This is a genomic window from Streptomyces sp. NPDC056600 (assembly GCF_042792855.1).
In the GTDB taxonomy this organism is placed as follows: Bacteria; Actinomycetota; Actinomycetes; order Streptomycetales; family Streptomycetaceae; genus Streptomyces.
Genome location: NZ_JBHTVQ010000010.1, coordinates 130,306 through 136,524 on the forward strand (window position 1 = coordinate 130,306; position 6,219 = coordinate 136,524).

The 6,219-nt window shown below is 71.8% G+C and carries 4 protein-coding genes; all 4 read left to right on the forward strand.

Going from position 1 to position 6,219, the window contains the following annotated elements:
- Nucleotides 1-63 precede the first annotated feature (63 nt).
- Complete coding sequence (locus ACFRAV_RS08350) at nucleotides 64-1,536, forward strand: FG-GAP and VCBS repeat-containing protein (protein WP_382552688.1); 1,473 nt, start codon at nucleotides 64-66, stop codon at nucleotides 1,534-1,536.
- Nucleotides 1,537-1,743: 207 nt separating this feature from the next.
- Nucleotides 1,744-3,207, forward strand: a complete 1,464-nt coding sequence (locus ACFRAV_RS08355; protein WP_382552690.1) for an FG-GAP repeat protein — start codon at nucleotides 1,744-1,746, stop codon at nucleotides 3,205-3,207.
- A gap of 314 nt (nucleotides 3,208-3,521) precedes the next feature.
- Nucleotides 3,522-4,997 (forward strand): VCBS repeat-containing protein, encoded by a 1,476-nt coding sequence (locus ACFRAV_RS08360; RefSeq protein WP_382552692.1) that lies wholly within the window; start codon nucleotides 3,522-3,524, stop codon nucleotides 4,995-4,997.
- A 202-nt stretch (nucleotides 4,998-5,199) separates the two neighbouring features.
- Nucleotides 5,200-6,219, forward strand: a 1,020-nt coding sequence (locus ACFRAV_RS08365; protein WP_382552694.1) for an FG-GAP repeat protein, incomplete at its 3' end; no start/stop codon positions are given.

The following is a 6,219-nucleotide window of genomic DNA, read 5'->3' on the forward strand; positions in this document are numbered from 1 at the left end:
CCTCTGCGCGAGGCGGTCGAAGCGGTCCCCGGCCGGCCCTCCCGCCGGCCTGGGAGAACCCTGATGCACCGCAGAACCCGCACCGCCCTCTCCACCGTCGCCGCCGCCGCGGTGACCGGGGGACTGCTCACCTTCGCGGCCACCGCGCCCGCGCTCGCCGTCGACGGCACGGTCGCCTCGCAGGCCGACCTCAACGGCGACGGCGTCGGCGACGTCATCGGCTCGGCCAACGGGGCCTACGTCGGCGGCAAGGCGGAGGCCGGCCAGATGATCGTCGCCTACGGCGTCAAGGGCACCGGACTGACGGCCTCCCGGCGGACCGTCGTCAGCCAGAGCACCTCCGGCGTCCCGGGCTCCGCCGAGGCCGGCGACCACTTCGGTTACGACACCGCGTACGCCGACTTCGACGGCGACGGCTACGACGACGTGGCGGTGAGCGCACCGGACGAGGACCTGAGCGGCGACAAGGACGGCGGCACGGTCACCGTCCTGTGGGGCTCCGCCTCCGGCATCACCGGCAAGGGCGCCTTCCAGATCGACGACCCGGCCCCCACCTCGCACGACATGTGGGGGCGCCTGCTGACGGCCGGCGACTTCGACGGCGACGGGAAGCAGGACCTGGCCGTCGGCACGAACAAGACCAAGGTGTACCTGTTCAAGGGCGGCATCACGCGGTCCGGCTCCTACGGCAGCCGCCAGACCGTCCAGACCCCCGTCTGGACCGAGGCGACGTACTACCACCTCGCCGCCGGTGACGTGAACGGCGACCACCGCACCGACCTCGTCGTCAACGGCTACGCGCCGGAGCCGGAGAACGGCGCCTACCAGGACCGCAACTACCTGCTGCTGGGCACCGCCTCCGGCCTGGACGCCGCCGGCGCGCAGGAGCTGCGTCCGGGCATCGTCACCGGCGTCGGCGACATCAACCACGACGGTTACGGCGACATCGTCAGCGGCTGGGACCAGGAGGGGTCCGCGGACGGCGTCACGGACCCCTACGCCGCCAAGGGCGGCCAGGTCTGGATCACCTACGGCAGCCGGGACGGCGTCGGCACCGTCCAGGGCATCACCCAGGACACCTCCGGCGTCCCCGGCACCGGCGAGGCCAACGACGGCTTCGGCTACGAGCTGGACCTCGGCGACATCGACGGCGACGGCTTCCTCGACCTCGCGGTCGGCGTGACCGGCGAGAACGTCGACGGCGTGACCGACAGCGGCTCGGTCGTGGTGCTGCGCGGCTCGGCCGCCGGCATCACCGGGGCCGGTGCGCAGTTCATCGACCAGAACACCGCGGGCGTCCCCGGCTCCAACGAGAAGCACGACTTCTTCGGCACGGACGTGAAGCTGGACGACGTCGACGGTGACGGCCGGGCCGACCTGATCGCCGCCAGCGGCGAGAACGGCGGCAACGGCGCCCTCACCTACGTGCCCTCCACCGGTGGGAAAATCGCCGGCACCGGCCGTGCGCTCTCCCCGACGGCGCTCGGCGTCTCCACGGCGGGCCAGCCGCACATCGGTTACCACCTCGCCGACTGACCCACCCGCCTGCCCGCGCCCCGGGCCCGGACGCCACCACGGCCTCCGGGCCCGCGGCGTCCCACCGGTCGAACATTTTCACCTCACCCGTACAACCGATCCCGCCCGTCGTGGGTCTGATCACCGCCGACCTCCCCTGCTCGGCCCAGCTCCTCCCCGGGGATCCCGGCACGCCGCCGCTCCCCGCACGGCACCTGAGGGAACCGCATGCACAGAACGACCCGCACCACTCTCGCGACCGTCGCCGCCGCCGCGGTGACCGGCGGCCTGCTCACCTTCGCCGCCTCGACCACCGCGGTCGCCGTCGACGGAACCGTCGCCTCGCAGGCCGACTTCGACAACGACGGCATCGCGGACGTGGCGTCCTCGGCGACTGCCACCGTCGCCGGCAAGGCGGAGGCGGGCCAGGTCGTCGTCGCCTACGGCGTCCAGGGCACCGGCCTGACCACCGCCAGGAGGACCCTGGTCAGCCAGGACACCTCCGGCGTCCCCGGCGGCGCCGAGACCGGCGACCGGTTCGGCGACGAGTCCGCCTACGCCGACTTCGACGGCGACGGCTACGACGACCTGGCCGTCGGAGCGCCCGGGGAGGACCTCGGCACCGACAAGGACGCCGGCATGGTCACCATCCTCTGGGGCTCCGCCAACGGCATCACCGGCGCCGGCGCCGTCCAGATCGACGACGCCGCCCCCACCTCGCACGACCAGTGGGGCCGCCTGCTCGCCGCCGGCGACTTCGACGGCGACGGCAGGCAGGACCTCGCCGTCGGCACCAGCAAGAGCAAGGTCTACGTCTTCAAGGGCGGCATCAGCCGCAAGGGCGCCTCCGGCAGTCGCCAGACCGTCCAGACGCCGATCATGACGGGCGCCACTCCGTTCAACCTCACCGCCGGCAACGTCAACGGCGACGCGGCCACCGACCTGGTCGTCAGCGGCTACGAGCCCACCGAGGGCTGGACCCGCAACTTCCTGCTGCTCGGCACCGGCTCGGGCCTGGACGCCTCCGGCTACCAGGAGATGCGCCCCGGCATCATCAGTGGTGTCGGCGACATCAACGCGGACGGCTTCGGCGACATCGTCAGCGGCGCCATGTGGAACGCGGCCAACGAGGACGGCACGACCACTCCCTACTCCGCCAAGGGCGGCAAGGTCTGGATCACGTACGGCAGCCAGTACGGCGTCGGCACCATCCAGGGCATCACCCAGGACACCTCCGGAATCCCCGGCACCAGCGAGTCCAACGACATGTTCGGCCACGAGCTGGACCTGGGCGACGTCAACGGCGACGGCTTCCTCGACCTCGCGATCGGCGTCGTCGGCGAGAACGTCGACGGCGTGACCGACACCGGCTCGGTCCTGGTCCTGTACGGCAAGGCCTCCGGCATCAGCGGCACGGGCACCCAGTACATCGACCAGAACACCGCGGGCGTCCCCGGCTCCAACGAGAAGGGCGACATGTTCGGCATCGACGTGAAGCTCGACGACGTCAACGGCGACGCCAAGGCCGATCTGGTCGTCGGCAGCGGCGAGAACGACTACAACGGCGCCATCACCTACCTGCCGTCCACCGGCGGCAAGATCACCGGCACCGGCTCCCGCTCGCTCTCCCCGTCGGCGCTCGGCGTCTCCACGGCGGGCAAGCCGGGCGTCGGCGTGAACTTCGCCGACTGACCCACCCGTTCCACACCGCTGAGCACCGCCTGAGCACCGCTCCGCACCGCTCCGCACCGCTCCGCACCGCTCCGCACCCGGAAGCCGGGACGCCGTGACCGCGTCCCGGCTTCCGGCGTCCCGGCTTCCGGCGTGCCTGCGTCCCGGCACGCCGTAGGCCGGCGACCCGCCGCGTCGGCCCGGTCGGTCTTTCGTTCGGTTTCCGTACAACCAACCCCACCCGTCACAGGTCTGACCACTGCCACCACCCCACGTTCGACTTTCTTCTCCCCGGGGCGCAGCACCCGCCCCCACGTGGTTCTAAGGGGATCCGCATGCACAGGAAGACCCGCACCACCCTCGCGACCGTCGCCGCCGCGGCGGTGACCGGCGGCCTGCTCACCTTCGCGGCCGCCACGCCCGCGCTCGCCGTCGACGGCACCGTCGCCTCGCAGGCCGACTTCAACGGCGACGGCGTCGGCGACGTGGCGACCTCCGCCGACGGCGCGTACGTCTCCGGCAAGGCGAACGCGGGCCAGGTCGTCGTCGCGTACGGCGCCACGGGCACCGGCGTCACCGCCGCCAAGCGCACCGTGATCAGCCAGGACACCTCCGGCGTCCCCGGCGGCGCCGAGGCCGAGGACGGCTTCAGCAGCGACACCGCCTACGCGGACTTCGACGGCGACGGCTACGACGACCTCGCCGTCAGCGCGCCCTGGGAGGACCTGGGCGACGACAAGGACGCCGGCATGGTCACCATCCTCTGGGGCTCCGCCAACGGCATCACCGGCGCCGGCGCCGTCCAGCTCGCCGACCCGGCCTCCACCTCGCACGACCAGTGGGGCCGCCTGCTCGCGGCCGGCGACTTCGACGGCGACGGCAAGCAGGACCTCACCGTCGGCACCAGCAAGACGAAGCTGTACCTGTTCAAGGGCGGCATCTCCCGCAACGGCACCTCCGGCAGCCGCCAGACGGTGCAGGCGCCGATCTCGACCACGCGGCCGCTGTACAACCTCACCGCGGGCGACGTGAACGGCGACCACCGCACCGACCTGGTGGCCAACGGCTATACCCCGGAGGCCTCGGGCGGCTACTACTGGGACCGCAACTTCCTGCTGTTCGGCAGCGCCTCCGGTCTGGACGCCGCGAGTGCGCAGGAACTGCGTCCGGGCATCATCAGCGGTGTCGGCGACATCAACCACGACGGCTTCGGCGACATCGTCAGCGGCTGGCACCAGAACAAGGTCCAGGACGGCGTCACGGACGACTACGCCGCCGACGGCGGCAAGGTCTGGATCACGTACGGCAGCCAGTACGGCGTCGGCACCGTCCAGGGCATCACCCAGGACACCTCCGGCGTCCCCGGCTCCGCCGAACTGAACGACATGTTCGGCTTCGAGCTGGACCTCGGCGACGTCAACGGGGACGGCTTCCTCGACCTGGCGGTCGGCGTGGCCGGCGAGAACGTCGACGGCGTCACCGACACCGGCTCGGTCGTCGTCCTGTACGGCAACGCCTCCGGCATCACCGGCACCGGCTCCCAGTACATCGACCAGAACACCGCGGGCGTCCCCGGCTCCAACGAGAAGGGCGACTCCTTCGGCCTGGACGTGAAGCTGGACGACGTCAGCGGCGACGGCCGGGCCGACCTGGTCGTCGGCAGCGGTGAGAACGACGGCAACGGCAGCATCACGTACCTGCCGTCCGCCGGCGGCAAGATCACCGGCACCGGCTCCCGCGCGCTCTCCCCGACAGCGCTCGGCGTCTCCACCACGGGCCGGCCGTACGTCGGCTACAACTTCGCCGACTGACCCGCCCGTCGACCGTTCCCCGGGCCGTGTGCCGTGCCACCACGGCCACGGCCCCGGCCCGGGGCGAAAATCTTCACAACTCCCGTACAACCAACCACACCTGTCACAGGTCTGATCACTGCCGGCCACCCAAGGCCCGGCCTTGTTCCTCCCGGGGACCCGCGCTCGGCGCCGCTCCCCGCACGGCATTTGAGGGAACCGCATGCACAGGAAGACCCGCACCGCCCTCGCGACCGTCGCCGCCACCGCGGTGACCGGCGGGCTGCTCACCTTCGCCGCCGCGACCACCGCCTCGGCCGTCGACGGCACCGTCGCCTCGCAGGCGGACTTCAACAACGACGGGATCGGCGACGTCGCCACCGTCGCGTACTCCACCGTCTCGGGCAAGAGCTACGCCGGGCAGGTCGTCGTCACCTACGGCGTCAAGGGCACCGGCATCACCGCCACCAAGCGCACGCTGATCAGCCAGGACACCTCCGGCGTCCCCGGCGGCGCGGAGGCCTCCGACAACTTCGGCGACGACACCGCCTACGCCGACTTCAACGGCGACGGCTACGACGACCTCGCCGTCGGCGCGCCCGGGGAGGACCTGGGCGACGACAAGGACGCCGGCATGGTCACCATCGTCTGGGGTTCCGCCTCCGGCCTCACCGGCGCCGGCGCCGTCCAGATCAACGACCCGGCCCCCACCTCGCACGACCAGTGGGGCCGCCTGCTCGCCGCCGGCGACTTCGACGGCGACGGCAAGCAGGACCTGGCCGTCGGCACCACCAAGAGCAAGGTGTACGTCTTCAAGGGCGGCATCTCCACGACCGGCGCCTACGGCAGCCGCCAGACGGTGCAGACGCCCATCATCACCTCCGAGGCGCCCGCCAACCTCACCGCCGGCAACGTCGACGGCGACGCCACCACCGACCTGGTCGTCAGCGGTTACGAGACCGACAGCGCCGAGGGCTGGAACAGCAACTTCCTGCTCCTGGGCACCGCCTCGGGCCTGGACACCTCCGGCTACCAGAAGCTCCGCCCCGGCGTCATCAGCGGTGTCGGCGACATCAACCACGACGGCTTCGGCGACATCGTCAGCGGTGTCAGCTGGAACGCGGTCACGGACGACGGCACGCCCATCCCCTACTCCGCCAAGGGCGGCAAGGTCTGGATCACGTACGGCAGCCAGTACGGCGTCGGCACCATCCAGGGCATCACCCAGGACACCTCCGGAATT

Excerpts from the sequence above, each read along its gene's own strand:
- ACFRAV_RS08360 (WP_382552692.1), top strand. The coding sequence starts at position 3,522 with ATGCACAGGAAGACCCGCACCACCCTCGCGACCGTCGCCGCCGCGGCG.
- ACFRAV_RS08355 (WP_382552690.1), top strand. The coding sequence starts at position 1,744 with ATGCACAGAACGACCCGCACCACTCTCGCGACCGTCGCCGCCGCCGCG.
- ACFRAV_RS08350 (WP_382552688.1), top strand. The coding sequence starts at position 64 with ATGCACCGCAGAACCCGCACCGCCCTCTCCACCGTCGCCGCCGCCGCG.